This is a genomic window from Methylococcus sp. EFPC2, assembly GCF_016925495.1.
GTDB lineage: Bacteria > Pseudomonadota > Gammaproteobacteria > Methylococcales > Methylococcaceae > EFPC2.
On record NZ_CP070491.1, the window covers coordinates 458,602 to 485,532 of the forward strand.

The window sequence follows — 26,931 nt, forward strand, 5'->3', positions numbered from 1 at the left end:
GAGGGCGGTTGCCGTACAGGACGAGGATGAGGACAGACCGCACAGCGAGCGGGGCCTGCGGCTTCAGGCTTAGGCGCCGTTTCTGAAGGGAGCGAGAGAGTGCCGGGATTAGACGCCGGCTTCCCGCAGCAGGCTTTTCAATTCCGGGATGCAGGAGCCGCAGTTGGTGCCGGCCTTGAGGGCGGTGCCGATTTGCTCGGGCGTGCTCAGACCCTGTTGCCGGATGGCCTGTTGCAGGGTTTTGATGCCGACGCCGAAACAGGCGCACACCGTGCGCCCCCGGTCGTCGTCGGCGGAAGCCGGTTTGCCGGCCAGCAGGCTGGCGCGTGCGCCGGGCGACAAGGTCGCTTCGCCGAACAGGCCGCAGAGCCAGTCGCGCGAGGGCAATTCATGGTCGGGGCCGACGAATAAGCAATCGGCGAGCCGGTCGTCGTGCAAACGGGCCGCGCGATAACGGCCGCGGGCGGGATCGCCGAATTCCAGCCATTGCTCAGCGTCTCCCGTTGTTTCCTTCCCGCCGATGAGGCATTTGAGCCAGTGCGACCAGCTCTCGGGACGTTGTTCGCCGGCCAGTTCGTAGAGCGAGTAGCCGTCGCCGCGGACCGTGACGCACCATGCCGCCTCGGCGATGGCGGGCAGGCTGTCCCGGCTGATCAGGAAGCCGTGCCAGGCGGGTCGGTAAGCGGCGATGCGCACCGGCGTATGTTTGGATTCCGGCTCGCCGGAGAACGGATCGACCACCGGGTTGACCAGGGCGTTGGCCAGCGCTTGCCGGCTGTTGCGATCACCCCAGTGCATGGGCATGAACACCGAACCGGGCCGCTGATCCTCGCTGATCTTCACCCGCGCCAATGTGGTTCCCCAACGGCTTTCCAGTTTTGCCAGCGCACCAGCCTGAAGTCCGAAGCTAGCCGCATCGGTCGGATGAATTTCGGCGTAGGGTTCGGGACTGTGCCGGTTAAGCTTGGGGCTGCGCGAAGTCCGCGTCATGGTGTGCCATTGGTCGCGTATGCGGCCGGTGTTGAGCGCCAGCGGATAATCGGCATCGAGGGCATGCGCGGGTGCGTTGGGTGACAGAGCCAACATTTTGGCCTTGCCGTCCGCGTGGCTGTAGCGGCCGTCGGCGAACAGCCGGCTGGTGCCGAGCGGCCATTGTTGCGGAGGCAGGCCGTCGTAGGATGCGGCATCGAGCGCGGCGAGCGACCTAAGATCGAAATGGCGTTCACCCTCGTTACCGCAAGCGGACAAGGCCGCGTGTTCGACGAAGATTTCACGGACCTCGCGGTAGGGAAATGCCTCCGCCCAGCCCATGCGGCGGGCGACTTCGCTGACGATCCACCAGTCCGGTCTGGCCTCGCCCGGCAGGGGCAGGAAGGCCCGCTGGCGCGAGATGCGCCGTTCGGAATTGGTCACCGTGCCGTCCTTCTCGCCCCAGGCGGCGGCCGGCAATCTCACATGGGCATAAGGCGTGAGGTCGGTGCGGTCCTCGCAGTCGGACACCACCACGAATTCGCAGCCCGCCAGCGCGGCGCGCACCTTGTTCGCGTCCGGCAGACTCACGGCGGGATTGGTGGCCATGATCCACAAGGCCTTGATGCGGCCCTCGGCGACCGCCTCGAACATCTCCACCGCCTTGAGGCCGGGATTGCGGGCCAGATGGGGGGCTCGCCAGAACTCGGCGACCGTATACCAGTGGGCCGGATTGTCGAATTCCATGTGCGCGGCCAGTTGATTGGCCAGCCCGCCGACTTCCCGCCCGCCCATGGCGTTGGGCTGGCCGGTCAGCGAGAACGGCCCCATGCCGGGCTTGCCGATGCGGCCGGTGGCCAGATGCACGTTGATGATGGCGTTGACCTTGTCGGTTCCGCTGGATGACTGGTTCACACCTTGCGACCAGGCGGTGACGGTCTTCTCGGTGCGGGCGAACCACTGATAGAAAGTCGCGATATCGCTCTCGGGCAAGCCGCAGGCTGCGGCCACCGCCGGTATGTCGGCCGCGCTACGCTGGGCTTCCGCCAGCGCCGCCGCATAGCCGGAAACATGCGATTCGAGATAGGCGTAATCCAGATGGTCGTGGCGGCGCAGATAGTTGAGCAGGCCGTTGAACAGCATCACGTCGCTGCCCGGCGCGAGCGGCAGGTGCAGATCGGCCAGGTCGCAGGTCGCGGTGCGCCGGGGATCGATGCTGACGACTTTTAGTTTGGCATTGCTTTGCTTGGCGGCGGCGATGCGCTGGTAGAGGATGGGATGGCACCAGGCGGTATTGGAGCCGACCAGCACGATCAGATCGGCCAGTTCCAGATCCTCGTAGCAGCCGGGCACCAGATCCTCGCCGAATGCGCGCTTGTGCCCCGCCACCGAGGACGACATGCACAGCCGGGAATTGGTGTCGATATTGCCGGAGCCGATGAATCCCTTCATCAGCTTGTTGGCGACATAGTAGTCTTCGGTCAGCAACTGGCCGGAGACGTAGAAGGCCACCGAATCCGGTCCGTGTTCGGCGATGGTCTGCCGGAATTTTTCGGCGACATGGGCCAGCGCCTCGTCCCAGTTCGCCCGGCGGCCTGCGATCTCGGGATGCAGCAGTCGTCCGTCCAGGCCCAGCGTGTCGCCCAGCGCCGAGCCCTTGGAGCACAGCCGGCCGAAATTGGACGGATGTTGCTCATCTCCTTGCACCGCGATGCGGCCATCGGCCTCGCGGCTGATTGCAACGCCGCAGCCGACGCCGCAGTAGGGGCAGGTGGTCTTGATCGTGGCGTTGTCGTTCATCGGATGCGTCTTAGCTTCGCGCCAGATAAACCCGGCCGTCTTCGAGCTTGATCTCGAAGCGCTGTGCGCACCCCACGTCAGGTGCGACGACCGCGCCGGATTCCAGTTCCAGCACCCAGTTGTGCAGGGGACAGGTGACGCGTTTGCCGTGGACGATGCCTTGCGACAGGGGGCCGGCTTTGTGCGGGCAGCGGTCGCGCAGGGCGAAGACCTCGTCCGCCGCGGTGCGGAAGAGGGCGATGTCGCCGAAGACGGTTTCCACCACCCGCGAGCCGAGGCGGGGGATGTCGTCGAGGGTGCCTATGGGTAGCCAGTCGTTCATCGTTAAAACCTGAGTGGTTCGGGTAGGATGGGTGCAGGCGGCAGCCGTAACCCAGCTAAGGTCGGGCGATGATGGGTTGCGCTTACGCTACACCCATCCTACGCAAGGGCTCTGAGGGGCTGAAAAAGCTCCTGCTCCTTGCCCTGCACGCGCTCGGCCCAGGGGTCGACCTGGGCGGTTTGCTGCGAGACCAGGAAGCGCTCGTTCAGCACCTTGCGTCCTTCCTCGTCCTCGACGATGCGCGACTTCACGTAGGTGAGGCCGACCCGTTCTATCCAGGGCGCGGTGCGCTCCAGATAGCGGGCTTCCTCGCGGTAGAGCTGCATGAATGCGCCGCAGTATTCCTTCACTTCGTCTTCAGTGCCGAGCTTGCAGAGCAGGTCGGTGCCGCGGATCTTGATGCCGCCGTTGCCGCCGACGTGGACCTCGTAGCCGGAGTCCACGCAGATCACGCCGAAATCCTTGATGGTGGCTTCGGCGCAGTTGCGCGGGCAGCCGGACACGGCCATCTTGAACTTGTGCGGCGTCCACGAGCCCCAGGTGATTTTTTCCAGTTTCACGCCAAGTCCGGTGGAGTCCTGGGTGCCGAAGCGGCACCATTCCGAGCCCACGCAGGTCTTCACCGTGCGCAGCGATTTGCCGTAGGCGTGTCCGGACACCATGCCGGCGGCATTGAGGTCGCCCCAGACCTTGGGCAGGTCTTCCTTTTTCACGCCCAGCAGGTCGATGCGCTGGCCGCCGGTGACCTTGACCGTCGGTATCTTGAACTTGTCGGCCACGTCGGCGATGGCGCGCAGTTCGTTCGGCGTGGTCAGCCCGCCCCACATGCGCGGCACGACGGAATAGGTGCCGTCCTTCTGGATGTTGGCGTGCACCCGCTCGTTGATGAAGCGGGATTGCGGGTCGTCCTTGTAGCCGTCCGGCCAGGCGCACAGCAGGTAGTAGTTGAGCGCCGGGCGGCAGGAATGGCAGCCGTCGGCGGTCTTCCATTCCAGGGCCTTGAAGACGGCGTCCATGGTCTTCAATCCCTGTTCGACGATGGCCGCGCGCACGGTGTCGTGCGCATGCTCGGTGCACTTGCACATCGGTTTTTCTTTCGGCGTCTGGTCATAGTTGCCGACGGTGGCGGCGAGTATCTGTTCGACCAGTCCGGTGCAGGAGCCGCAAGAGGCCGAGGCCTTGGTGTGGGCGCGCACCTCGTCCAGGGTGAACAGCTTTTTGCCCACGATGGCGTCGACGATGGTCTTCTTGCACACGCCGTTGCAGCCGCAGATCTCCGCGTCCGCGCTCATGCCCATCACGCTCTGGCCTTCGCGGCCGGAATCGGCCATGTGGGCTCGGCCGAACATCACCGTTTCGCGGAAGTCGGCGATGTCGGTGTTCTCGCGCATGAGCTGGAAATACCAGGAGCCGTCCACGGTGTCGCCGTACAGCACGGCCCCTTTCACCTTGTTGTCCTTGACCACCAGCTTCTTGTAGACGCCGCGCGTGGGATCCTGAAAGACGAGTTCTTCGTAGCCATTGCCGCCGAGATAGTCGCCGGCGGAGAACAAATCGATGCCGGTGACCTTGAGCTTGGTGGATGTCACCGAACCCTGGTAGCGGCCGATGCCGTATTCGGCCAGGTGGTTGGCGCAGACCTTGGCCTGCTCGAACAGCGGGGCGACCAGGCCGAACAGATTGCCGCGATGCTGCACGCATTCGCCCACGGAATAGACGCGCGGGTCGTAGGTCTGCAAGGTGTCGCTGACCACGATGCCGCGCTCGCAATGGATGCCGCAGGATTTCGCCAGCTCGATGTTGGGGCGTATGCCGACGGCCATCACGACCAGGTCGGCGGGGATCTCGGTGCCGTTTTTGAAGCGTATGGAGCCGACCCGGGGTGGCTCTTCCGCCAGTGCACGGGGGGCGGGAAGGATGGCTTCCGTCTGGGCTTCCAGCAGGAAATTGACGCCGGTATCTTCCAGCGAGCGCCGCAGCAGGGCCGCGGCGGGCTTGTCGAGCTGACGTTCCATCAGGGTGTCGAGCAGGTGCACCACGGTCACGTGCATGCCGCGCTTGAGCAGGCCGTTGGCCGCTTCCAGTCCCAGCAGGCCGCCGCCGATGACCACCGCGTGCTTGTGTTTCTGCGAGGCATCCAGCATGCGGCTGACGTCGTGGATGTCGCGGAAGCCGACCACCCCCTCCAGTTCCTTGCCCGGCACCGGCAGGATGAAGGGCTGGGAGCCGGTCGCCAGGATCAAGCGGTCGTAGCTCGCTTCGGTGCCGTCCTCCGCCAGCACGACGCGGTGCTTGCGGTCTATGGAGACAACCTTGCGCCCGGTGTGCAGGGTGATTTCGTTGTCGTCGTACCAACTCCGGTCGTTGATGACGATTTCGTCGAAGGTTTTCTCGCCCGCCAGCACGGGCGACAGCAGGATGCGGTTGTAATTGACGTGGGGCTCGGCGCCGAACACGGTGGTTTCGTATTTGCCGGGCGCGATTTTCTGCAGTTCTTCCAGCGTGCGTACACCGGCCATGCCGTTGCCGATGAGGATGAGTTTGGGCTTCATGGTGGACCTCGTTCAGTTGTTCGTCGGGTTGCGCTAACCCGCCCTACATTTTTTCTGTTAGGCCGCTTCCGGTTGCTTGTGGCGCTCGTAGAGGAACTTCAGAACTTCCGCCCGGTAGTGGTTGTAGGCCGGGTCGTCGGCCAGTTCCAGGCGCTTGCGCGGCCTGGGCAGGTCGACCGCCAGGATGTCGCCCACCGTGGCGGCCGGGCCGTTGGTCATCATCACGATGCGGTCGGACAGCAGCACCGCCTCGTCCACGTCGTGGGTGACCATCACCACGGTGCTGCCGGTGCCGGCCGTGATGCGCATCAGCTCGTCCTGCAGATGGGCGCGGGTGAGGGCGTCGAGTGCGCCGAAAGGCTCGTCCATCAGCAATACCTTGGGATTCATGGACAGGGCGCGGGCGATGCCGACGCGCTGTTTCATGCCGCCGGAAATCTCGTGCGGATATTTGTGCGCCGCGTGGCCCAGGCCGACCAATTCCAGTGCGTCGGCGGCGCGTTGCTTGAGTTGGGCCTTGTTCTCATCGCGGCCATAGACCCGCTCGACGGCGAGATAGATGTTCTCCTGGCAGGTCATCCAGGGCAGGAGGGAGTGGTTCTGGAAGACCACGGCGCGTTCCGGGCCGGGCCCCTTGATCTCGCGCCCGGCGCATAGCGCCACGCCGCCGGTGGCGTCCAAGAGGCCTGCGATGACGTTGAGCACGGTCGACTTGCCGCAGCCGGAATGGCCGATGATGGAGATGAATTCGCCCTGTTCGATGTCGAGGTTGACGTCGCGCAACGCGGCGAAGCGGCCCTTGCGGGTGTTGAAGATCATGTCGATCTTTTCGAGTTGGACGTAGCGGGTTTTCATGTTCGGTTCCTCGGTAGGGTGGGTTAGACGCGCATTTCCACCCGGTCTCAAATCTCGCGTTGGCCTGGTGGCGCGTCGTAACCCACCGGCCTTCGATGGTGGGTTACGGCTTGCGCCTAACCCACCCTACGGTCTACGGTCACGCCTCGGCGCCATGGGTCAGGCGGCGGGCCAGGACGATCAGGGCTTGCTCCAGCGCCAGGCCGACGATGCCGACCACGAAGATGGCGATGAGGATGTGTTCGACGTTGAGGTTGTTCCATTCGTCCCACACCCAGAAGCCGATGCCGACGCCACCGGTAAGCATTTCCGCCGCCACGATGACCAGCCAGGCGACGCCGATGGATAGCCTCACGCCGGTCAGCATGTAGGGGAGAACGGCCGGGAGCAGGATCTTGGTGAAGATCTTCCATTCCGACAGGTTGAGCACCCGCGCCACGTTCATGTAGTCCTGCGGGATGCGGCTGACGCCGACCGCGGTGTTGATGATCATCGGCCAGATGCTGGAGATGAAGATCACCCAGATCGCCGCCGGATGGGCGGCGTTGAACACCAGCAGGCCTATGGGCAGCCAGGCCAGCGGACTGACCGGGCGCAGCAGGCCGATGATGGGCGCGCACATGCGGCTCAGGAACTCGAAGCGGCCGATCATGAAACCCAAGGGGATGCCGACGAGTGCGGCGAGGCCGAAACCTATTCCGACGCGTTCCAGCGAATTGAGGATGTTCCAGCCTATGCCCTGGTCGTTCGGGCCGTTGCGGTAGAACGGGTCGCTGAACAGCTCGACCGCCGAGTCCCAGGTTTTCACCGGGCCGGGCAGGCGGCCGTCGCTGGTTTGCGCGACCAGCGCCCACACCAGGGTGAACAAGGCCAGGCCGAACAGCGGCGGGAAAAGGGTCTTGAAGAAGAACTCCAGCCCGGCGGCGTACCGCTTCCTGCCGTTTTCCAGGTTCACGTCGCGCTCGGCCGCCAGGCGTTCGGGAGCCGTTGCGACCGGTTTGTCGGCTTGCTCTGTTTTGGGCTTCATGATGACCACGTTGTCTTTTCTCAAAGGGATGCTGCTCATCGTCGTGTTTCCTCCGTAGATCGGGCGACGTTTTCGGCACATACGCTGGTCGGGTTGCGGCACGATGGCGCCGTGCCAGACCCGAACTGCTTCATGCTCTGACCTGGAAGCTTGCGGCGTAGGCCTTGGGGTCCTTGCCGTCCCATTTCACGCCGTCGATCAGCGTGGTGGAGCGGAACGGATCGGCCGGCACCGGCACTTTCAACTGGCTGGCCGCCTGCTTGTACAGCTCGATCTGGTTGACCTGCTTGGCGACGGCCAGGTAGTCGGGGTCCTCCTTGAGCAGGCCCCAGCGCTTGTGCTGGGTGAGGAACCACATGCCGTCCGAGAGATAGGGGAAGTTCACCCGGCCTTCGTTGTAGAACTTCATGTAGTTGTCGTCCTTCCATTTCTTGCCGATGCCGTTGTCGTAATCGCCCAGCATGCGGCCCTGGATGACTTGCGCGGTGGTGTTGACGTAGGGCTTGCCGGCGATGGTGATGGCCACCTTTTCGCGGTTCTTCATCTCGTCGATGTACATGGAGGCTTCCAGCACCGCCATGATCACGGCGCGCGCGGTGTTGGGATATTTCTGCGCGAATTCCAGCGTACTGCCGAGCACCTTTTCCGGGTGGTCTTTCCAGATTTCCTGGGTGGTGACGGCGGTGAAGCCGATCTTGTCGGCGATGGCGCGGGCGTTCCACGGTTCGCCCACGCAATAGCCGTCCATGTTGCCCACCCGCATGTTGGCGACCATCTGCGGCGGCGGCACGGTGATGGTCTTGACGTCCTTGACCGGATTGATGCCGTTGGCGCCGAGCCAGTAGTAAAGCCACATGGCATGGGTGCCGGTGGGGAAAGTCTGGGCGAAGGTGTATTCGCGCGGCTCGTCCTTGATCAGCTTGGCCAGGCCGGCCCCGTCGCTCACACCCTTCTCGTGCAGCTTGTTGGCCAGCGTGATGGCCTGGCCGTTGTTGTTTAGCGTCATCAGCAGCGCCATGTCTTTCTTCGGCCCGCCGATGCCGAGCTGTACGCCGTAAATCAGGCCGTAGAGCACGTGGGCGGCATCCAGCTCGCCGTTGATGAGCTTGTCGCGCACCGCGGCCCAGGACGCTTCCTTGGTCGGCACGATCTTGATGCCGTATTTCTTGTCCAGGCCCAGTTCGGCGGCCATGACCACCGAGGCGCAATCGGTCAGGGGGATGAAACCTATCTTCACCTCGGTCTTTTCCGGCGCGTCGGAGCCGGCCGCCCAGGCGTAGTGGCTCAGGCCCGGCGCCAGCCCCAGGGCCGCGCCGGCGCCCAGCAGCAGGCCGCCGTTCTTGATGAAGCTGCGGCGTGACGGCGATTCGGGCGTTAGGGTCGTCGAGGTCTCGGTCGTTTTCTTGTTCATGGTTAATCCTGTGCGTAGGGTGGACGGGGTCAGGAGCGGACGTCGCCGTTCGCGGCGCCGGGGTCGGGTGAAAAACTGTGCAGGTAAAGCAGCGGATCGCGTTCGTCGTAGATGCGGTCGTCGATGAAGCGATCCGGCCCCAGGGTCGGCGAGGCATCATCCGGCTGCCAGGGTTCGTCGTGCGCGCCTTCGCTCTTGCGTTCGAAAGCGGGGCAGGGCAGTCCCAAAGCGTCGGCCGCCGCGCGATAGAGATCGGGGCGATAGACGGCACGGACCCGCCTGGGCCAATCGGCCGGCGCTTCGATCTGGTGCCAGCGCAGCATCTGGGTGACGATCCATTCGGCGTGCGACAGCCAGGGGAAGTTGGCGGCGTAGCGGTGAAAGACGTGAAAATCGGGCAGATAGCGTTCGCCTTCACCGGCCGCCTGGCGGAAACGGCCGGTCAAGCCGGCCAGCACGACCGATTCCGGGGTATCCAGGTAGTCCGGCTGGGCCAGGAGCGAGGCGGCCTTCAGGCGGTTGATCGGATCGTCCAGCCAGCGGCAGGCTTCGATCAGGGCCATGATGAGCGCTTGGTGGGTCGCCGGATGTTGTTCGGCCCAGCTTTGGGTAACGCTGAAAACTTTTTCCGGGTGGTTGTTCCAGATATCGCAGCTGGCCAGCAATACCCTGCCCACGCCCGATGCGACCGCCGCCGAATTCCAGGGTTCGCCGACGCAATAGCCGTCGATGCGTCCGGCTTCGAGCTGTTCCACCATGCGCGGCGGCGGCACGACGATCAGGCGTACGTCGCGATCCGGGTCCACGCCGCCCGCCGCCAGCCAGTAACGCAGCAGATAGTTGTGCGATGAGTAGGGGTAGACCATGGCGAAGGTCGGCGGCTCGCGGCCTTCCGCACGGTCCGCGGCCAGCAGCTTGCGCAGTGCCCGCGCGGTGATAGGCTCATTCGCCATGGCGTGCGGATCCTGTTCGACCAGCCGCCGATAGAGCGCTTGCGAGACGGTGATGGCGTTGCCGTTCAGTCCCAGGGACAGACCGACGACCATGGGTTGGGCCAGTGCATCCGCGCCCAGGCTGGAGGCCAGGGGCATGGGGGCCAGCATTTGCGCGCCGTCCAGCAGGCCGATGCCGACCTTGTCGCGGATGTTGGCCCAGGAGGGTTCGCGGGACAGAACCACGTCCAGTCCGTATTGCGCGAAAAAGCCCTGTTCGAGCGCAACCACCAGGGGGGCGCAGTCGGTGAGCGGGATATAGCCGAGCGTGAGCGCGGCTTTTTCCGGTTCGCGTAGGGGTTGGCGTTGTGCGTACACGATGGGCTTCCTTAAATTCCAGGCATAAAAAAAGGGCTGCGGCGTCCCCACCCAGACTCTGGATGAGGTGAGGACGCCGTTGCCCTTAAGGGAGAACACCAAACCTTGATGACTCCGATTTGCCTGTATAAATGCACTCGACGTGCCAAGGACCCAAGAATGGGCCGAACGCCGATGTAGCCTGAGAACTGGCTATGGCCCAGAACGGAAGGAGTCTTAGGCTGACCCGAATTTGCACCAAGAGGAGGAAAAAGAGGGCGGAATGCCCAAGATTGATGCGGAGATCAGAAGTTGGTGTGGGAGCGGGCTAAAGCCCGCTCCTGCGAAGATATAGCGCGAACCGCCAGGTCAGCGGTCGCCGATGTCCGGTCCTTCGCAGCCCAGGCCGTTGCCGATGCGGTCGTAGTCCTGACACTCAGCGGACGGGTAGGCGGCCTGTCGGTCGTGCGCCATCCACGCAAGGGCGAGCAATAGGAAGGCCCAGGCAATCATGTCTGCGGTTTTCATGCGGTATCTCCCACAGTGACGAACTGGCAGAGGACGAAATTCCTCAGTGCGAGATTTGTGCCGCGACTAGTTTAACGCGTCGAGTGGGATGCGGATTCGAGGCCGGTCGTATGACCGATGGCGGAGGGTCGCTTGCCGTCGAGGTAGCGCCGCCACATCGTGGCGTAGAGGGTTTCCAGATGGCGGGTGTAATTTTGGATGTCGAATAGCGGCGTGGTCAGCCGATTCGTATCGAGTTTGCGCTTCAGCTTACGAAATAGCTCGGGTGATGTCGCCAGTTCTAGGGCTAGTTCGTAGTAGCCGTCGAGATCGGCGGCGATCAGTTCCGGCAGGCCGACTGCATGCAGCAGGCTGCCGGCCACTCGCGATGGGAAGGTGTCGCCCGCGCAGGTGACGACGGGTACGCCGGCCCACAAGGCATCGCTGGCGGTCGTGTGGGCGTTGTACGGCAGTGTATCGAGGACCAGATCGGCGAGCCCCAGGCGCCCCAGATGTTCGTTTTGCGCTTGGTCCGGCGCGAAAACGAGCCGGGCAGGGGCAATGCCGCGTTGGCAGGCGGCGTCGCGCAAATTACCTTCCGCCGTAGTGCTGTCGAGCAGCCACAGTACGCTGTCCGGAACATTGGCAAGCAGCCGGCACCAGACGTCGAAAATTTCCGGCGTGATCTTGTAGGCTTGATTGAAGCAGCAAAACACGAAGCCCCGCTCCGGCAATCCTGCCTCCGCGCGTCCGGGGCGCCGGCCGATTCGGGCGTGTCGCCCGTGGGGCTGATAGCTGTGGGGCAGGTAAGCGAACGCCTCGCTGTAGTCGACCTCGGTGCCCGGAGGCGTCAGATAAGGGTCGGTGACGATATAGTCGCAGAAGTCTCCGCCCAGCGTGCCCGGATATCCGAGGTAATTCACCTGTATGGGGGCGGGGCGGTAGGTGAGGATGACCGTCCGTGTCCCCGCGGTATAGCCTTTCAGGTCTATCAGTATGTCGACGTCGTGGCTGTGTATGTGGCGCGCGGATTCCGACGTCGACAAGGTCTGGATATCGAAAAAACGGTCGAAGCTTTTTTCCAGCCGTTTGCGCATGCTCTGACCGTCGTCCGCGCCATAGGAATACGCGTAGATCTCGAACCGTTCCCTGTCGTGCGCTTCGAACAACTCCTCCATGAGGCGTGAGGTCGCGTGTTCGTGAAAGTCGCATGAAAGGTAGCCCAGTCGTATCTTCGCTTTGCCCGTGGCGGGGAAGCTAAAGCTCAAATCTTCCCGCTCCACCGCCGATGCGGCTATGCGCGGCTGCATCCACAATTCGGCGCAGGCGCGTTGCTCGGCGGCGCTCATGCCGGGGAGAGAAAGCAAATGAAACGGGGCCACCGTTCCGGCTTCTTTTCTGGCCAGCGCATCGCGCACCTTTTCGCGCCATTCGTCCAGCCGCTCCCACTCGCACATGCGGCGGCTGAGGGCATAGTGTTTCATGGCGTTCATCTTCAAGGGCCTATGTGCTTTAAACACGCGATGCGGAAGCTGCGTGCAGGCCCCTATAGCCCACGCTCCGGAAAATAGTCCGACCGGCCGTCGGTGCGTTTGGAAACTAGGGTAATCCGCGGCTCGGTCGAGGTCTTGACCCGGCTGTCGCGCCGGCATTCCGGGCAGGAATAGGGTTTCGTGAGGGACACCGCCTTGGAGTGATAGGCCGCCTGCCAGGTGATATCGACGCGGAATACGCATCCGCAGTAGCCGCAGGTATGTCGAAAGTTGGCAGTTGAAAGGCGGTGCTCGGGCGATGGTGATGGCAAGCTGTCGGTGTGCATTTCAACCTCATGGAGTCCGGATCGGATTAAATGGGCCCTCCGGACGTTATGGCTGGATAACGTTTGCCGGCGGGGTAGATCGAACGCTCGCGAGGCCTGTCGTCGGCCGTGGCGATGGCGGGTGCAGGGTAGGTTGCGAGGTAGGCGCCTGGAGGAAAAGGCTAGGCGATGCGCCGAGCGAGGAGCCTACAAAACACGCGAGTTTCTGTGGGGGCAACTCGCTTATAACACATTGCCTCGTCCGGAGGAAACCGGCGGCAAGGCCCACTTGCTGCCATGCAAGGGCCGTAAGGCAGAATACGCTGCGCTATTCTGCCTTACGAGGGCTGACCCCAAAATTACCAAAATTGGATGGCGTGATAGACATTCGGGGAAGTTATAAAGCGATTCAATCACTTGTTAGCCATAACTTAGCGAATCACAAGACTACTATTCCGCCGGAAGGTCACCCGGCTTTGCGTTCAAAAACCAGTCGGGAGGGGACCAACTTCCTGGAATGTGCTTATGTCCCCAAAGTGCCAGCTGTTGTAATACCGGTAGCAGATCGGCCCCCTTGCGGGTCAACGCATATTCATGCCTCACGGGTTTCTCTTGATAAGGGTGTTTTTCTATGATTCCGTCTTCCTCAAGTTTACGTAGGCGGTTTGCGAGGATATTTGTCGGAATGCCCTCTGGCGAATCCTGAAAGTCCTTGTATTTTCTTTTGCGGATCATCAAGTCCCGCACGATGACCAAGCTCCATTTGTCACCCAGCAGATCGAGCGACGCAGCGACTGGACATGGAGAACGGAATACGGGTACGCCAACTTCTTTGCGCATGTTTGTTATCCTGTTTTAGTCACTTGCAAAATGCAAGATTATGTGCCATGGTACTGTCGCTTGCAATTGGCAAGCGACAGTATGTGATAAGGAGATTAAGCGCATGAACACAGCGATAAATACCTCAGTCGATATAAAAGGCGGCTGCCTGTGCGGCGCCGTGCGGTATGAAGTCAGTGCCACCCCGGTTATGGCGGGTTTTTGTTACTGCGAGAGTTGCCGCAAGCTCAGCGGTTCAGGGCATGCTTTTCACGCCCTGGTACCGGCAACAGCCTTGACGATCAGCGGTAACGTCCGCGAATTTGAATGGAAGGCGGATAGCGGGAACAGCGTTATCGCCGGCTTCTGCCCCACCTGTGGCAGTCCCTTGTTCGGGAAGAGTTCCGGCATGCCGGGCATGGTGACATTCAGAGTGGCAAGCCTGGACTCCCCTGCCGCCATATCGCCGCAAATGGCGGTTTACACCAAGCGGTTACTGGCGTGGGATCACCTGGACCCGGCATTACCTGCCTTCAAGGAAATGCCCCCCATGGCTCCTCAAGAGGGGTAGTCCGTGATGAATGCGCACCAACCTTCTTGTCCCGCGAGTCTTGAAGAGCGAATCCGCAGTTATCTCATCGGCTTGCCGGTTTCCGAGAAGCGCATGTTTGGCGGCATAAGCTTCCTGCTCAATGGAAACGTGCTGTGCTGCGCCTCGAAAAAAGGCGTGATGGCTCGCGTTGGCAAAGATGCGGAGCCCCAGGCGCTTGCCCATCCCATGGCAAAGCGTTGCGACGGTGCCGGCCATCCCATGCCCGGTTTCATTTCAATTGAGCCTGATGGAATACGCCAAGACGATGCGCTTGCGAGTTGGCTGCAAATGGCGCTGAATTATGTTAGCACGCTTCCCCCTAAGTCAGAAAAAACCAAGGATAAACCGCGATACTCCAAAAGGAGAGATCAATGAAAAAGTTTATGTTTCTGCATTACGGCTTTGAAAAACCTACCCCGGAAATCATGAATGCATGGCAGGTCTGGTTCGAATCCATTTCAGACAAGCAAATAGAGCAGGGTGGATTCGCCGGTGGTCGAGAAATCTCAAAGAATGGAACCAAAGATCTCCCCTGGAACATCGAGTCCATTACGGGTTACAACATTATCGAAGCAGAAGACCTTGATGCTGCTGAAAAACTGGCGCAAAGCAATCCGTTTATTTCAAGCATTAGAATCTATGAGTTGAGGTAAGCATCACCGGCTATCAATGTCATCGACACGGACGGCGCAACGCGGAATGCCTCCGCCGACACCGCGTTGTGCCGCCAGTTATTCTGAATGTCGAGGCTGTGGGAAAACCCTTTCTCGTAAAAACTGTACTCAACAAATCAATTAATTGGCCTCGTGAAAATCACCCAAAACAGGGTTTTCCTTCATCCTCGTCATGTGTTTGGAAAGCTTGGTGGATATGGCGTAGCTTGAGACGCTAGCCGTGGAAAACAATGATGGTACCGGTTCCGTGAGTTAGGCAAACGCGATGCCACGGTGCGGAAGGCCTGGATACTCGTAAATCCGGTCATGCCCATGGCGAGCGTCGCAAAATCCGGCACCGACCGTAGCGTTGCCGGTGGGAACTTTCGCCAATATGGGGCTGGCCGTCTTAAGTGGTGAGTGGTGCACGATATGTTCGCGATCAAAGCCAAAGTGAGCGATCCGGGAGCCAAGTCGTGGGTCTTCAGCGAGCAGAAGACAATGTATGGCGGTAGGCATGTCTGTGAAGGCGACCTGATCTTTGTCTTCGCAAGCGAGAACGAAGGTGGTGTGGGGCTGGTCGCGAGTGGGGTTGTTACGGCGGCTGAAGCCATACCAAGAAAACAAGGCATCGAACGTCAAACGCCACGAGTAAGCATCACCGTCGAGCGCACAGCCGTAGCGAAGCGGCGACTGGGCCGAAGTGAGCTAAAGCCCTATAGCGACTGGAGCGACGGACGTCCTGAGACTGAACTCAATTTCAAGTTTTATCGCCAGGCAACGAACAAGATCGTCGGTATCTCCAATGAAGCAACAGCGTTCCTGCACGGTTTTTTCTAGTGCTGTCAGGCGCTCAATGTACTTTGCATTACCCGTGCGTCTAACTTTTCGTATCCCCGCCCCGAACGCAAGAAACTAAGCAATAGGGAGGGCGATAAGGATGCGGTGGCCTATCCGGCATTTGAAGTCGATATTGTGCGGTTCGTTCCGGCGGGAAATTCGCGTACGGCGCGGTAATCGCCGCCTAAAGGCTGCTCGCACCATGAGATATTTGGGCGGGGTTGCCATATAAAGTCGCAAAGCGAACACTTCGATCTCCCTCTCCTCCGGAAGAGACCGCTCGGCCCCATGGCCCGCGGATTGTAGCCTTGGAACCGAGCGTTCACGGGAAGTCGACTGCCATTCAAGGCAGTCGACTTTCCCATTCACCTTCCCTCATCCGGCCCTTCGGGCCACCTTCTCCCAGAGGGAGAAGGGGATAAGGAGCGACCTTCGGTCGCCGGTTGCTGGGTAGGGACGGGGTGAGGGAAACAGGTTGTGTGGAAAGCCGATTTTTGCCGCCAAGCCAAGTACCCGGAACGGCGTGAAAAAGCGGCGGAGCTTCGGGCCCTTAAGGCGAGGCGGAGAACCAGCGATTGGAACGCGGGTTGAACCGCAAGGAAAAGGCCCTGGCCGAAGCGGCGGCGTTACTGGTGCTGTAAAAAAAGTATTAGGCGCTCTTGGGGGAGAAGGCGGGTATGGGAAACATCGCGTTCTTGCATGCATGCCCCGAACTTAGTTTTCCAGCAAAGCCACTGTTCGCCTACGCCTTAGCCCCACCAACCCCAGCAAAGCACTACCCATCAACCACGCCGCTGCAGGCACCGGCACTGCGCGCACTGGCCAAGCAAAGAACTGGTTGTCCTTGTACTGATCAAACTGGGTGCCAAAATAGGTATAGAAGCTCCACGCGTGCCTGGGATCGGCCGTGAACTCCGTACCCGACCAATACCAGTACACGCTATCCGGCACATTGGAAAATAAGTCGTAATTGGAGTTGTGCTTAGTCGTAATGGGCGTATTTGCTAGCCCGCCCAGCTCGGTGTAGAACAAATGCCCTAGCTCACTATCGGTCATCTCATAACCCGAAATCTCGATCGGAGTAATTGGCAAACGCCAACCGGTTTCACCACCGTAGCTGATACTGTTCAGGTAACCCACCCAGGCCTGAGCACCCCACCAACTCAACTGGCCGGTCGCGGCATTGAAATCACCCGCAGTCAGGGTGTAGGCGCCGCTGTGGGCGGGAGTATCCAACGAGTTTGGCGTGTCATGGATTACGCCGCCTACCGAGTTGATGACCGTCGTGACAAAAATTGCCGCGTTGCCTGAAGCGGTCGCCAGAGTCTTGAACAAGTTGGCGTCCTGAGCCCAGGTAACGTTGAGATCTGTGTCATGGATCAGTCCGTCACCAACATCGACTAAGGCCGCCGAGGGTGCATCCGAAAAAGCAAGAGTAAAGGTGAGCGCCAATCCCGCCAGAATGCGGTTTGGCTTGAGTTGAATTGGAGTCAACATCATGGCCTCCATCGGACTTCTATAAATATCTGCCCTAGAAAGGTTCTGTCGGTCATGACCCGACGAGTCGGAGTTTCTAGGCTGTTAGGATAAGCTTCGTCCTTAGGCTGATCGTACGCGGGCCCTCCGATTGATACAAGGTCCATAGGATATGTCAGGTGGGAGAGACCTTCAGGCCGCGATCTTCGCGGGCTAAAGGCTGTTTCCACGAAGAACTGACCAGGGTCTCGGGCCACCTTAATAACGAAGCCAGGGTGCACTCGGAGCGCGTCGGCTTGTGTCGCTGTTGGGAGTCCGATAGGGCTTGGGGTTCTGCACGCGGCATGGCGCAACCAATCCGTGTCAGTTTATTGGTCCAGAGCTGGGAATTTATTGTTTCCTGTGGACAAGCTCGAGAAATGAGCGTACGGTGTCCCCAGTTTGTCGCGGCACGAAGTATCGATCTTCGCGCCGAGGATACGGTCACTTTCTCCAGATAGTGCCTTCCGGCACCTGCTAGCCTCCGCCTCCTTCTGCCAAACCGCACGCGGTGCGCTCCTTTGAGCCGCCCTGTGGTCTTTCCACCTCATAAGCCCGCGCTTAGATCGATATCGTGCTCGTCACGGTAGGCGGGGGCCAGGAAAATTCATGCCTTTTACTTCTCTCGGGCTTTCTACGGCCCTCTTGCGCGCAGTGGCCGAACAAGGCTATGCGCAACCCACTCCTATCCAATCTCAAGCCATTCCGGCCGTGCTTGGCGGTCGCGATCTGCTGGCGGCGGCCCAGACCGGCACCGGCAAAACCGCCGCGTTCACCCTGCCTTTGTTGCAGCGTCTGACCGACGCCCCTCAAGCCGCTGATCGGCCGTCCGCAGGACGGGCCCCTCGCGTGCTGGTGCTGGTGCCGACCCGCGAACTCGCCGCCCAGGTCAGCGAAAGCGTGCGCCTCTATGGACGCTATACCCAGGTCCGCGCGGCGGTCGTCTTCGGCGGCGTCGGGCTGCAGCCGCAGATCGATGCTTTGCGCCGCGGCATTGACATACTGATCGCGACGCCCGGGCGTCTGCTCGATCTGATCAAGCAGCGCCATGCCAGCCTGGCGAAAATTGAAGTTCTCGTATTGGACGAAGCCGATCGCATGCTCGATATGGGCTTCATCCACGACATCAAGCGCATCCTCGGATTGCTGCCGAAAACCCGGCAGAACCTGCTGTTTTCGGCCACTTTCTCCGATGAAATCCGCGAACTCTCCGGTGCCTTCCTGCACGATCCGCTCAGCATCGACGTTGCGCCGCGCAACGCGCCGGCCACGCGGGTGAGCCAGTCGGTTTGCCATACCCCGAAAGCGGATAAGCCGGCGCTGCTGGCCCGCCTGCTCGGCGAAGAAGGGCGCGGACAGACCCTGGTATTCGCGCGTACCAAGCACGGCGCCAACCGGCTGGCCGACCAGCTCGGCGAAGGCGGCTTCCGGGTCGCGGTGATCCACGGCAACAAGAGCCAGTCGGCGCGCGCCAAGGCGCTCGGTGACTTCAAGGCGAATCGCGTGCAGGTGCTGGTCGCGACCGACATCGCCGCGCGCGGTATCGACATCCACCAGTTGCCGCATGTCGTGAACTACGAATTGCCCAACGTGCCCGCGGATTATGTGCACCGCATAGGCCGCACGGGCCGGGCGGGAGCCGAAGGCGAAGCTATCTCCCTGGTGTCGGCCGACGAAGCGCCGCAATTGCGGGACATCGAGCGTCTGCTGGGGCGGAAACTGCCGTTCCATCCCTTGTCCGCGGCTGCTCAAGCGGGCGGGAAAGCCGAGCCGTCGGTGCATCGGGCGCCGCCGCGCCCCAAGTCCGGACGTCGCGGAGCTGCGGCGACCCGTTCCCCGGCAGCCCCCCGCTTTTTGTCGTAAGCCACTCCCACTTCGCAGGAGAGAAACAGCATGCTGAGAATCTACGCCGGAAATTTGCCGGAGGATCTGACCGAAAAAGAATTTACGGACTTGTTTGCCCAGCACGGGCGAGTCCGCGGATTTCAACTGGCGCGCGACATTTTTAGCGGACGGTGTCGCGGCTTTGGTTTTATCGAAATGGAAGGCCACGAGGCCAGGGCGGCGATCGGTGCCTTGAATGGCGCCAACCTGCGGGGCAAATGCCTGCGGGTCAACGAAGAACGTCCGCGCGGGCGGACGGGAGGTAGAGGACGTCGTTAACGGCTGATCGAACCGATCGGCACCCCCTTTTTCATTTTCAAATCCTTAGGAATTTTCATGAGCAAAAAACTATATGTAGGCAACCTGAGCTACAGCGTAAACAACAGCGAACTCGAAGCCTTGTTCGCCGCGCATGGCGTGGTCGAATCCGCGAGCGTCATCACCGACCGGGATACCGGGCGTTCCAAGGGCTTCGGTTTCGTCGAGATGCGTAACGACCAGGAAGCCAGAGCGGCGATCTCGGCGCTCAACGGCAAGGACTTGGACGGCCGCAACTTGACCGTCAATGAAGCCCGCCCGCGCGAAGAGCGTTCCGGCGGCTTTGGCGGCGGCGCGGGACGCGGCGGTTTCGGCGGCGGACGCCGTTACTAAGAGGGGAGCGGTGCGGGTAGCGACCCGCACCGCCTAACTCTCGAGTCGATGATCGGGCCTACCAGGCCCGCATCGATTTCGACCGAAGCAGGAAGCGCAGGGTGCCTGCCTTCCAGACGTCGCGTGCAGCGGCCCTGGCCCCGCAGATCGGGTCAGGGCCGTTTTGCGTTTCCCGCGGGCGACCGATGATGCGGCGCTTGCCCTCGTGCGTTTTGATGATTCCCTTCAGTTCCCTCGAGGTCTTGCCGGGCCATAGTGCGTAAAGTCGCCGCACCGGCGGCCATTGAAACCTGCGCGCCCCACCGCAGCGCTTGCCTCGTCATGCCGGTTTGCGCCAAGATGCGCGGCCGCACGACCGCCTTTTTCGCCCCATGAGCACCGCCAACAATTACGAAACCCTACCCGTCAAGGACTTCACCGAGAAGGCCTACCTGGATTATTCCATGTACGTCATCCTCGACCGCGCCCTGCCCAACATCGCCGACGGGCTCAAGCCGGTGCAGCGGCGCATCGTCTACGCCATGTCCGAACTGGGGCTTTCAGCGCAGTCCAAGCACAAAAAATCCGCCCGCACCGTGGGCGACGTGCTGGGTAAATACCATCCGCACGGCGATTCCGCCTGTTACGAGGCCATGGTCTTGATGGCCCAGCCTTTCTCCTACCGCTATCCCCTGATAGACGGGCAGGGCAACTGGGGCTCGCCGGACGATCCCAAGTCATTCGCCGCCATGCGCTACACGGAAGCGCGGCTCACGCCCTATGCCCAGACCCTGTTGGCCGAACTGGAGCAGGGCACGGTGGACTGGATACCCAATTTCGACGGCACGCTGGATGAGCCAGCCCTGTTGCCCGCGCGCCTGCCCAACCTGCTGCTCAATGGCACGACGGGCATCGCGGTCGGAATGGCGACCGACATCCCACCGCACAATCTGCGCGAGGTGGTGAGCGCCTGCATCCGTCTGCTGGACGAGCCGGAAACGCCCCTGGAAGCCTTGTGCGAGCTGGTCAAAGGCCCGGATTTTCCCACCGAGGCGGAGATCATCACCCCGCGCCCCGATCTGCTGCGCCTCTACCAGACCGGCAACGGTTCGGTGCGATTGCGCGCCCGTTACGAGCAGGAAGACGGCAACATCGTCGTCACCGCGCTGCCCTACCAGGTGTCCGGCGCCAAGGTGATGGAGCAGATCGCCGCGCAGATGCAGGCCAAGAAGCTGCCCATGGTCGAGGATCTGCGCGACGAGTCCGACCACGAGAGTCCGACCCGGCTGGTCATCATGCCCAAGTCCAGGCGCATCGACGCGGCCCAGCTCATGTCGCACCTGTTCGCCACCACAGATCTGGAGCGGAGCTACCGCGTCAATCTCAACCTGATCGGCCTGGACGGCAAGCCACGGGTCAAGAATCTCAAGGACATACTGAGCGAATGGTTGGTCTACCGCGCCCGCACGGTCACCCGGCGTCTGCAGCACCGGCTGGATAAGGTGCTGGCCCGGTTGCACATCCTCGAAGGCTTGCTGATCGCCTATCTCAATATCGACGAAGTGATCGCCATCATCCGCCACGAGGACGAGCCCAAGCCGGTGTTGATGGAACGCTTCGGGCTGACCGACATCCAGGCCGAGGCCATCCTCGAGCTCAAGCTGCGCCACCTGGCCAAGCTGGAAGAAATGAAGATCCGCGGCGAACAGGACGAACTCGAACAGGAGCGCGAGCGCTTGCAGGAGATCCTGGGTTCGCGCGAGAAGCTGCACGAACTCATCAAGCAGGAGCTGACCCAGGACGCCGACAAGCACGGCGACGCGCGCCGTTCGCCCATCGTGGTGCGGCAGAGCGCCCAGGCTATCGACGAGACCGCCTTGATCGCCAACGAGCCGGTCACCATCATCTTGTCGGAGAAAGGCTGGATACGCGCCGCCAAGGGCCACGAGATCGACCCCACGACCTTGGCCTACCGTACCGGCGACGCCTTCCTGGCGTCCGCCCAGGGACGCAGCAGCCAGCCGGCGTATTTTCTGGATTCGACAGGGCGGGCCTACGCCGTGTCGGCGCACGATCTGCCGTCCGCGCGCAGCCAGGGCGAGCCTTTGACCGGACGCCTGAATCCGCCGGCCGGCGCGACCTTCATCCATCTGCTGGCCGGCGCGGACGAGGACGGCTATCTGCTGGCGTCCAGTGCCGGTTACGGCTTCCTCACCCGTCTGGGCGAGCTCAACACCAAGAACCGCTCGGGCAAGGCCATGTTGTCGCTGCCGGATAAGTCCACCGTCATGAAGCCGGTGCGCGTGGGCAATCCGGAAACCGACCGCCTGGCGGCCGTCACCCAGCAGGGGCGGCTGCTGATACTGGCGCTGAGCGAGGTGCCGGTGCTCGACAAGGGCAAGGGCAACAAGCTGATCGACATCAAGTCCGCAGAACTGGCCAAGGGAGAAGACACCCTCATCGCCCTGGCCAGCCTGCCGCCGGGCGCCAGCCTGAAAGTCACCGCCGGCAAGCGCACGCTGACTTTGCAGGGCGCCGATCTGACCCACTACGAAGGCCCGCGCGGCCGCCGCGGCAACCCGCTGCCGCGCGGATTCCAGCGGGTGGAGGGATTGGAGGCGGTTTGAACTTACCGCAGTGACCTGAAGGCCGCGTTAGCTGCCGTCTAAAGGGCTGTGGACATAGCTTTGGCGTATATGCCCGATAGAAGACGATTGGCACTTTTTCGGCCATTGCCGCCTGTTGAATAGCTCCGAGCAGCGTCAGCAATGCAGCCAGTTGCTGATAGGCAGGCTGTAGGCAAGCTTTCTGCTCAGTCAAGATAAAACATCCTTCCCCTCTGCTGCTGTTTGTGTCAGCAGAGGTTGAATGGCGGATAAAGTAGACCAGTCATTCTAGGCAGTTTCTCAAAGGTGCCCCTCGGCGAATGCCTTCACTGGGTAAAAACCGCTGCTGCCACAGATTTACATCCCTTTGATGCCATTCGGTGTGTCGATGAGAAGTCTGGTCAATGAAATTGAATTCGGCTCCTATCAAGACATAGTAACCAAGCCTTGTCTTGAAGCCAGAAGTACAGAAGCGAGAGCGAAAGCTTGGCAAAGTTCGCCGCCATAGAGTGCTTGCCGGACCTCTTCGGTAGATAACAATTGGACAGTTGTCCCATCCTCTGGTACCACTCCTAATTTTGGTGAGGGATTGCGGCAGAAAAACGAGTGCACATAGTTGTTTTGGAGACCAGCATTCGCTAGATAATTGCCTAGGATGAACCACTCTCCTCCCGCATACCCGGTTTCCTCCAATAATTCCTCCTGCGCTGACTCCAGAGGGGATGCCCCATCTTCGACGATACCACCTGGCAGTTCCAATGTTTCTCTGGCTAAGGCATAGCGAAACTGTCGCACAAAGACAAACTGTCCAGAGGGTACAATTGCCAACACGTTTACCCAATCAGGGCATTTCAATACGTTGAACCGATTCGTAGCGCCGTTTCCCCTATCAGCGTCGAAAGATTTGACGCTATACACCCCAAAATCCCACTCTGCTACGATCTGGCCTGAAGCTGATTTCGGATCCAATGTAAATCCTGAGTTGTTAGTCGAAAGGATACCGGGCGCGTGTAATCGAAATGAAGGTTGTAATAATTGCCACCATTTTCGGGAGTACGCCGTAACTTAATATTTTTTAAGAGAACTAAGGAAGACCGTGTAGCAACAATGCAAATGCTAGTAACTTGCGATCTATTTATAGAACATAGTAGTTGAAGACCTTGGCAAAAGAAGCTGGACATATCCTGCATGCCAGGAATTGAAACATCAGATATTTCGATCTCCCTACGATTCCAGCGGCTTAATGTGTCCATTTCGTAGGGATATTTGGCTTTGGCCTCATCAACTTGTAAGCCAGATAATTTTCCAAGATCGATAGGTTTTAGGAGAGGAGACTCGTACATCTTGCATTTATGCAATTTTTCCGCAATCAAGGTAGCGGTATGTCGAGTTTGCGCAGTTGGGGCGAATATAAGATGCTCGATCGGAGGGGTTTGCCGCTGAAGGTACCCGCCCGCGAGTCTTGCGGCCAAGCACCCTCTAGCCGTTAGGCTTTCGCCACAACCACCGATAACATCAATAAGATTCTTCTTGCTTTCTCCATGGCGAATTAGTATTACGCGCACGATTATTAAGCTAACGCAAAGAAATCTGTCGGGCTGGCGTTCCCGCAAAAGTACCAGTCTCGCTAAGGTTTGTTATCACTGATGCTCCGGCGCCAATTACGACGTCGGGAGCAATGCTCAAATTCTGAATAATACTCGCCCTCATGCCGACGTATGCTCCATCGCCAATACATGTGGATGATCCAATACATGCGCCGGGACAGATGTTGGTGAAGGAGCCAATGTTGCTCATTGCGCCTATGAAAGCATTGGAATTAGCTAGGACGTATTTTCCAAGTACTGCCCCAGGCCCTATTATGGCGCCAGGAAAAATAACACTACCGTATCCAATAGATATGTTACCAAGGAGAATGGCTGCTGGATCAATTATGGTTGCCATGGAGTATTCAAGGCCCCTAGAATTAATGAGCGAACACAATTTGCGCCTATTTTTATTATCCCCAACGGCAATTACCAGTTTTTTGTCTTTTATTTTGCTGGCAGAAAGGTTATTAGTTTTTCCCCAGAAAAGAGACGCCGAGATTGGTGGCAGACTCTCAGGTGAATCATCAATAAAGCCTTCAACACTAAAGCTTCCAGTTCTTTTGGCAATTTCCGCGACGGTTAAGCCAAGAGTGGAGCCTCCAATAATCAATAGCTTCATGGTACCTTAATTAAGATATTGGCGGCCAATATTTTTGAGTCAATCAAATTATTGTTATTAAAATTAAACTCCATAAGCATCGCAAAATCACTTTTTCCCACCTGTGAGTCAATATTTTTCATTAAAAAATCGTCTGTGGTCAGAGCTTTTACTACACCCCACGTCCCCCTGCCTCGTAGCCCAAAAGCGACCAAATAAGATGACGTCGCGTTTCCGTTCGACCCCGTTATTCTTATAACTAAACCAAAATCTTTTAAAAGCGTTTCATCCTGGGCTAACTCACTTTTATATTTATTGCCACCGTCCAGTAGGCTCTCTGAATCAGGGTCATAAAGAAAAGGAATCCTGTATTTACTCTTAGCTAGTGCCAGAATATCTTGTGTCACATTGTTGCTTTTTGGTCCACCAATGGAAATAACGTGCCTACCTTTTAGTCTTGTTAAATCGGCGCTAGGGTCTTGAATTAATTCAGTATCTATTTTTAGGCGTGACAAAGTGTTCCTTAGCTCAGAAAATGCTTGCACCTCGCTTAAACTGACTTTCTGAGTGCCACTTTTGCGGCTACTGCTTTTTGTGGTCAAGACGACCCATGTTGCGCGTGGATTGCTCAGGAATGGTTTCCATAAATTCCTAGCGAACCAATTATGCCTAATTTCTTTTAAGCGTGTCACAACCCGATAGAACAGGCCTAAAAGGAAAGTTAATATAGAACCGGCAATAGCCCCCCGCCAATCACTTATTGATAGATCAAATAACTCACCCATTAATCAATCTCTCGGCTATCAAAGACAAAATCGCGGCAACAGTCGGGGCATGTGAAATACTTCCCGACCTTAACGCATCCTGAGCATCATTCAAATCAAGCAGTAGTACTCCGTCCCTAAGTTCTAAAGGCTCTTGCGAATGCGTTCTTATAAGTTGCGTGCAATGCTTAGAGGCGGAAAAATCCATATCAAGTTTCACCATACGCCCTATTGCCTCCCCGACAATCCCCGCCTCCTCCCAAAGTTCTCGAACCGCTGCTTCTTCAGAGGTCTCTCCTAATTCTACTCGCCCACCGGGAAGCTCAATCGTATAAACACCATGGAACGGGCGCCATTGTTTCACCAAGATCAATGCATTCGGCTTACTGCTAAATGTATGTACGGCACATGCCGAGTCAGGAAAGAGGTAAAACGTTTCCTTTTCCACATGTACTATTGTCCGTTCTGGATGATCCGATGCCATAGGCACTCCAATATCAGTATTCAAGTGATTGTACCCTAGCATTTCCACAATGCATGCGCGATATTGATTTAGCCGCTTCGCAAGGGAGGTCGCAGGAATGTGACCGTTAACAGACCCTCGACACTGAAGAAGTGGATGGCGGCAATGGCCGAAATCCTGCCTGTGGCGGCGATTCTAACCGGATGCGGAAAAAAGTATCAGTCGACGGCGGGCAAGGCTTACGACCGACTTTATCGCCCTTACAAGCTCAGCTCTTGCCCATACTGACCACCAACACCCCGGTTACGACCAGCAGCGAGCCCAATAACTGTTCCCCGGTCATCACTTCTTCCAGAAACACATAAGCCATCGCGATGTGGCGACGGGGCCCAGGCTGCTGACCAGGGAGGCGCGGCTGGCACCTATGCGTTGTATGCCCAGCGGCAGCACCGTTAGGCCGGCAGTACGGTGGAGAACGCCGCCATGCCCAGCGCGAGCGTATAGACTTCGGTCGGAGCCTGCAGGACCGACCAGGGATGCGTCAGGGCGAACTGGATCAGACAGGCCAGCAGGCTGCGGTCATCACGTAAGCCGTGAACCGCGATGCGCCGAAGGCGGCGATAGCGCGGGAACTGCCCATCAGATACGGCGCGTAGCTGATCGCGCTGGCGAAGATCAGGCCGGCGCCTATCCCGATTTCGCCCTGAGGCGCGTTGGTCTGGCGCCAAAACACCAGCGCCACGCTGAGATAACTCAGGATCAGGCCGGCTATTTCCTGGCCGTCGATGCGTCGGCCGAGAAAAGCCCATGAGAACACGACGACCAGGGTAGAGGAACAGGATCAGCCGCTCCAAGCCAGCGGAGATGTATTCCAGCCCCAGAAAATCCAGCAGGCTGGCCAGGTAATAGCCGACAGGCCTAGGCCGACGACTTTGATCCAACCCGTCGGTGTGATCCGTCACTGGCCGTTTTTCACGCCGGCATACAAACCCATCAGCAGGAAGAACGGCAGGGAGAAGGCGATGCGCAGCGCCAGCAACGTGACCGCGTCGACCCGATAGCCATAAACCAGCTTGACCAGGATCGCTTTGGCCGAAAAGCCGAAGGCGGCCAGCACGATGTACAGGGTACCGGTCAGGGAAGGTTGCCAATGCGCCGGAAGGGTGAGGCTAATTGTCATCGGGACCTCTTGGGTGGGGGCGGGTCCCGGAACAGGCGTAGTGTGCTGCGGAAACGCGCAGTGACTACGCTGTAGCGGGCTATCTTCCATCGCGAGCCGAGAGGGTGGAAATAATGCCGCTACGTTAAGTCACTTGGATTCCACTCCCAACGCTAGAGGGGCTTAATTTCAAGGAAACGCCGATTAAGTCCTTCGGCAGGCTCAGGATGAACGGAATTTTGGCGCCGTTAATCATAAAATCGCGGCCCTGCTTCGTGATACCCTAATT

Annotated in this window: 27 protein-coding genes; 8 read left to right on the forward strand and 19 right to left on the reverse strand. The window is 59.6% G+C overall.

Going from position 1 to position 26,931, the window contains the following annotated elements:
• Positions 1-108: 108 nt before the first annotated feature.
• The 11 genes from JWZ97_RS02085 to JWZ97_RS02135 all read right to left on the reverse strand — a co-directional run bounded on the left by JWZ97_RS02085 (position 109) and on the right by JWZ97_RS02135 (position 13,370).
• A complete protein-coding gene (locus JWZ97_RS02085; protein WP_205433145.1) occupies positions 109-2,769 on the reverse strand; it encodes a nitrate reductase in 2,661 nt (886 codons plus the stop codon).
• 10 nt (positions 2,770-2,779) lie between these two features.
• Positions 2,780-3,091: a nitrite reductase small subunit NirD gene (gene nirD / locus JWZ97_RS02090; RefSeq protein WP_205433146.1), complete on the reverse strand. Its 312-nt coding sequence runs from the start codon at positions 3,089-3,091 to the stop codon at positions 2,780-2,782.
• A 98-nt stretch (positions 3,092-3,189) separates the two neighbouring features.
• Positions 3,190-5,643, reverse strand: a complete 2,454-nt coding sequence (nirB, locus tag JWZ97_RS02095; RefSeq protein ID WP_205433147.1) for a nitrite reductase large subunit NirB — start codon at positions 5,641-5,643, stop codon at positions 3,190-3,192.
• Between the two features lie 57 nt (positions 5,644-5,700).
• Complete coding sequence (locus JWZ97_RS02100) at positions 5,701-6,498, reverse strand: ABC transporter ATP-binding protein (protein ID WP_205433148.1); 798 nt, start codon at positions 6,496-6,498, stop codon at positions 5,701-5,703.
• Positions 6,499-6,637: 139 nt separating this feature from the next.
• Positions 6,638-7,564, reverse strand: coding sequence for a nitrate ABC transporter permease (gene ntrB / locus JWZ97_RS02105; protein WP_205433149.1), 927 nt, complete (start codon positions 7,562-7,564; stop codon positions 6,638-6,640).
• 91 nt (positions 7,565-7,655) lie between these two features.
• Positions 7,656-8,936 (reverse strand): CmpA/NrtA family ABC transporter substrate-binding protein, encoded by a 1,281-nt coding sequence (locus JWZ97_RS02110; RefSeq protein ID WP_205433150.1) that lies wholly within the window; start codon positions 8,934-8,936, stop codon positions 7,656-7,658.
• A gap of 29 nt (positions 8,937-8,965) precedes the next feature.
• Positions 8,966-10,246, reverse strand: coding sequence for a CmpA/NrtA family ABC transporter substrate-binding protein (locus tag JWZ97_RS02115; protein ID WP_205433151.1), 1,281 nt, complete (start codon positions 10,244-10,246; stop codon positions 8,966-8,968).
• A gap of 348 nt (positions 10,247-10,594) precedes the next feature.
• Positions 10,595-10,753, reverse strand: coding sequence for a hypothetical protein (locus JWZ97_RS02120; protein ID WP_205433152.1), 159 nt, complete (start codon positions 10,751-10,753; stop codon positions 10,595-10,597).
• Positions 10,754-10,824: 71 nt separating this feature from the next.
• Positions 10,825-12,216: a UDP-N-acetylglucosamine-peptide N-acetylglucosaminyltransferase gene (locus JWZ97_RS02125; protein ID WP_205433153.1), complete on the reverse strand. Its 1,392-nt coding sequence runs from the start codon at positions 12,214-12,216 to the stop codon at positions 10,825-10,827.
• Positions 12,217-12,278: 62 nt separating this feature from the next.
• Positions 12,279-12,551 carry a hypothetical protein gene (locus JWZ97_RS02130; protein WP_205433154.1) on the reverse strand — a complete coding sequence of 91 codons (273 nt, stop codon included), beginning with the start codon at positions 12,549-12,551 and terminating at the stop codon, positions 12,279-12,281.
• A 429-nt stretch (positions 12,552-12,980) separates the two neighbouring features.
• Positions 12,981-13,370 carry a helix-turn-helix domain-containing protein gene (locus JWZ97_RS02135; protein ID WP_205433155.1) on the reverse strand — a complete coding sequence of 130 codons (390 nt, stop codon included), beginning with the start codon at positions 13,368-13,370 and terminating at the stop codon, positions 12,981-12,983.
• 103 nt (positions 13,371-13,473) lie between these two features.
• On the opposite strand from JWZ97_RS02135, the gene JWZ97_RS02140 reads away from it, so the two are divergent.
• The 4 genes from JWZ97_RS02140 to JWZ97_RS02155 all read left to right on the forward strand — a co-directional run bounded on the left by JWZ97_RS02140 (position 13,474) and on the right by JWZ97_RS02155 (position 15,434).
• Positions 13,474-13,920 carry a GFA family protein gene (locus JWZ97_RS02140; protein WP_205433156.1) on the forward strand — a complete coding sequence of 149 codons (447 nt, stop codon included), beginning with the start codon at positions 13,474-13,476 and terminating at the stop codon, positions 13,918-13,920.
• 6 nt (positions 13,921-13,926) lie between these two features.
• On the forward strand, positions 13,927-14,316 hold the full coding sequence (locus JWZ97_RS02145; protein ID WP_240342561.1) for a TfoX/Sxy family protein: 390 nt from the start codon (positions 13,927-13,929) through the stop codon (positions 14,314-14,316).
• Positions 14,313-14,594, forward strand: coding sequence for a hypothetical protein (locus tag JWZ97_RS02150; protein WP_205433158.1), 282 nt, complete (start codon positions 14,313-14,315; stop codon positions 14,592-14,594). Before JWZ97_RS02145 ends, JWZ97_RS02150 begins: the two co-directional genes overlap by 4 nt.
• A gap of 432 nt (positions 14,595-15,026) precedes the next feature.
• Positions 15,027-15,434, forward strand: a complete 408-nt coding sequence (locus tag JWZ97_RS02155) for a hypothetical protein (protein WP_205433159.1) — start codon at positions 15,027-15,029, stop codon at positions 15,432-15,434.
• Positions 15,435-16,148: 714 nt separating this feature from the next.
• On the opposite strand, the gene JWZ97_RS02160 is transcribed toward JWZ97_RS02155, so the two are convergent.
• The gene (locus JWZ97_RS02160) at positions 16,149-16,931 is read right to left on the reverse strand and encodes a DUF1566 domain-containing protein (protein ID WP_205433160.1); all 783 of its coding nucleotides are present in this window, start codon (positions 16,929-16,931) and stop codon (positions 16,149-16,151) included.
• Between the two features lie 627 nt (positions 16,932-17,558).
• On the opposite strand from JWZ97_RS02160, the gene JWZ97_RS02165 reads away from it, so the two are divergent.
• The 4 genes from JWZ97_RS02165 to parC all read left to right on the forward strand — a co-directional run bounded on the left by JWZ97_RS02165 (position 17,559) and on the right by parC (position 22,090).
• Entirely contained in the window at positions 17,559-18,812 is a 1,254-nt protein-coding gene (locus JWZ97_RS02165) for a DEAD/DEAH box helicase (RefSeq protein ID WP_205433161.1), read from the forward strand.
• 30 nt (positions 18,813-18,842) lie between these two features.
• Positions 18,843-19,112: an RNA-binding protein gene (locus tag JWZ97_RS02170; RefSeq protein ID WP_205433162.1), complete on the forward strand. Its 270-nt coding sequence runs from the start codon at positions 18,843-18,845 to the stop codon at positions 19,110-19,112.
• Positions 19,113-19,169: 57 nt separating this feature from the next.
• On the forward strand, positions 19,170-19,484 hold the full coding sequence (locus JWZ97_RS02175; RefSeq protein ID WP_205433163.1) for an RNA-binding protein: 315 nt from the start codon (positions 19,170-19,172) through the stop codon (positions 19,482-19,484).
• Between the two features lie 371 nt (positions 19,485-19,855).
• On the forward strand, positions 19,856-22,090 hold the full coding sequence (parC, locus tag JWZ97_RS02180; RefSeq protein WP_205433164.1) for a DNA topoisomerase IV subunit A: 2,235 nt from the start codon (positions 19,856-19,858) through the stop codon (positions 22,088-22,090).
• 405 nt (positions 22,091-22,495) lie between these two features.
• Here the strand turns inward: parC and JWZ97_RS02185 are convergent, their stop codons facing one another.
• From JWZ97_RS02185 to JWZ97_RS02215, 7 genes are all read right to left on the reverse strand, one after another.
• Positions 22,496-23,038 carry an NUDIX hydrolase gene (locus JWZ97_RS02185; protein WP_240342438.1) on the reverse strand — a complete coding sequence of 181 codons (543 nt, stop codon included), beginning with the start codon at positions 23,036-23,038 and terminating at the stop codon, positions 22,496-22,498.
• Positions 23,005-23,634, reverse strand: a complete 630-nt coding sequence (locus JWZ97_RS20285; protein ID WP_205433166.1) for a histidine phosphatase family protein — start codon at positions 23,632-23,634, stop codon at positions 23,005-23,007. The genes JWZ97_RS02185 and JWZ97_RS20285 overlap by 34 nt, the downstream gene beginning before the upstream one ends.
• Before the next feature lie 10 nt (positions 23,635-23,644).
• On the reverse strand, positions 23,645-24,277 hold the full coding sequence (locus tag JWZ97_RS02195) for a NeuD/PglB/VioB family sugar acetyltransferase (protein WP_205433167.1): 633 nt from the start codon (positions 24,275-24,277) through the stop codon (positions 23,645-23,647).
• Entirely contained in the window at positions 24,274-25,041 is a 768-nt protein-coding gene (locus JWZ97_RS02200) for a hypothetical protein (protein ID WP_205433168.1), read from the reverse strand. Before JWZ97_RS02200 ends, JWZ97_RS02195 begins: the two co-directional genes overlap by 4 nt.
• Entirely contained in the window at positions 25,034-25,528 is a 495-nt protein-coding gene (locus JWZ97_RS02205) for an NUDIX hydrolase (protein ID WP_305799098.1), read from the reverse strand. The genes JWZ97_RS02200 and JWZ97_RS02205 overlap by 8 nt, the downstream gene beginning before the upstream one ends.
• A gap of 511 nt (positions 25,529-26,039) precedes the next feature.
• Positions 26,040-26,300, reverse strand: a complete 261-nt coding sequence (locus JWZ97_RS02210; RefSeq protein WP_205433169.1) for a hypothetical protein — start codon at positions 26,298-26,300, stop codon at positions 26,040-26,042.
• Between the two features lie 141 nt (positions 26,301-26,441).
• Entirely contained in the window at positions 26,442-26,663 is a 222-nt protein-coding gene (locus JWZ97_RS02215; protein ID WP_205433170.1) for a hypothetical protein, read from the reverse strand.
• Between the last annotated feature and the right edge of the window lie 268 nt (positions 26,664-26,931).